Annotated in this window: 1 protein-coding gene; it reads right to left on the bottom strand. The window is 68.6% G+C overall.

Annotated features, from left to right (window positions below; genetic code table 11):
• A partial coding sequence (locus AOM02_RS13985; RefSeq protein ID WP_062300371.1) for an IS110 family RNA-guided transposase occupies positions 1–1,023 on the bottom strand: 1,023 nt, incomplete at its 3' end.
• Positions 1,024–1,318: the final 295 nt, after the last annotated feature.

The raw sequence follows: 1,318 nt of genomic DNA, 5'->3' as shown, positions 1-1,318 counted from the left end.
GTGGCGGGCGAGGTAGCGCTTGAGGATTCGGCGGATGTCCTTGGTGGTCTTGTTCTCGGCGCGGCGTCGTTCGACGTAGTCGCGTGTGGCGGGGTCGACCCGCATGCGGGTCAGGATGACGGCGTGGAAGACGCTGTTGAGTCGCCGGTCGCCGCCGCGGTTGAGTCGATGCCGGGTGGTGTTGCCTGACGATGCTGGGATGGGGCTGACGCCCGCGAGGGCGGCGAAGGCGGCTTCGTTGCGGATCCGTCCGGCGTGGGACCACGAGGTGAGGATCGTGGCTGCGATCACGGGTCCGATGCCGGCCTCGTCCATCAGCGGTGCGGCGTCGGATGCGGCGACCAAGGTGGCCAGGTCGGCTTCGTTGGACTTGAGGTCGTGTTCGATGGCGCGGATGTGGCGTGCCAGGCGGCGTGCTTCGCGGCGGGCGGTCATGATCGCGATGTCGTCGGCACGCTCACGCCAGGCTGCGATGGTGTGGATCTGGACGCTGGTGAGGGGGTGGCGGGCGTCGATGCCGACGTCGACGGTCCGCACCAGTGCGGTGAGCTGGTTGATCGCGGCGGTGCGTGACCTGTTCAGCGCGTCCCGGCTCGTCACGAGGATCCTGATCGCGGCACGTACGCCCTGGTCGTCGCGTGGTTCACGCAGGTGGTGGGCGTCGGCGGGGCGGACCGAGCCGGCGATCAGTTCGGCGTCGATGGGGTCGGACTTGCCGCGTCCGCCGCGCAGTGCCTTGGCGATGGGCAGGGGTTCGACGACCGTCAGGCCGGTGTCGCGGCACACGCGGGCGATACCGGCCCCGTAGGAGCCGATGCCCTCGATCACGGCCAGCGTGGTCCGGGTGGGACCGGTGCAACGGACGATCCATGCGGCCGCGCGCTTCAAGCCTGCTGGTGTCGTGGGGAACGTACGGGTGTGACGCAGTGCTCCGGTGGGTGCGTCGAGGATCGCGTACGTATGGGTGCTGGCGTGGGTGTCGATACCGATGACATGGGCGTAGGAGTTTGCGACGATGGACATGGCGGTGGATCTCCTTTGCGGGTGTGACGTCGCTGTCAGGGACCGGCGTCGACCCGGGGAAATCACTGCGAGGCAACCCTGCAATGAGCCACAACCGCCAGGTTGGGCACGCTTCTATCAAGCCATCGCGGTGGGCGGGACGGCGCCGGCCCCGACGCCCGAGCGAACACGCCGTAGCAAAGACACCCCGCGAGCGAGGGTCAAGGGAACTGAGAGTCACGCTCGGACGCTAGGACCAGCATCCGCCCCGTCAGCCGGCCCCAGGCCAGCCACCATCAGACTTGCAGGGGAACTG

The organism is Demequina maris (assembly GCF_000971155.1).
In the GTDB taxonomy this organism is placed as follows: Bacteria; Actinomycetota; Actinomycetes; order Actinomycetales; family Demequinaceae; genus Demequina; species Demequina maris.
Note: the sequence above shows the minus strand (reverse complement) of the source record. Positions and strands in the feature narration are given on the sequence as shown.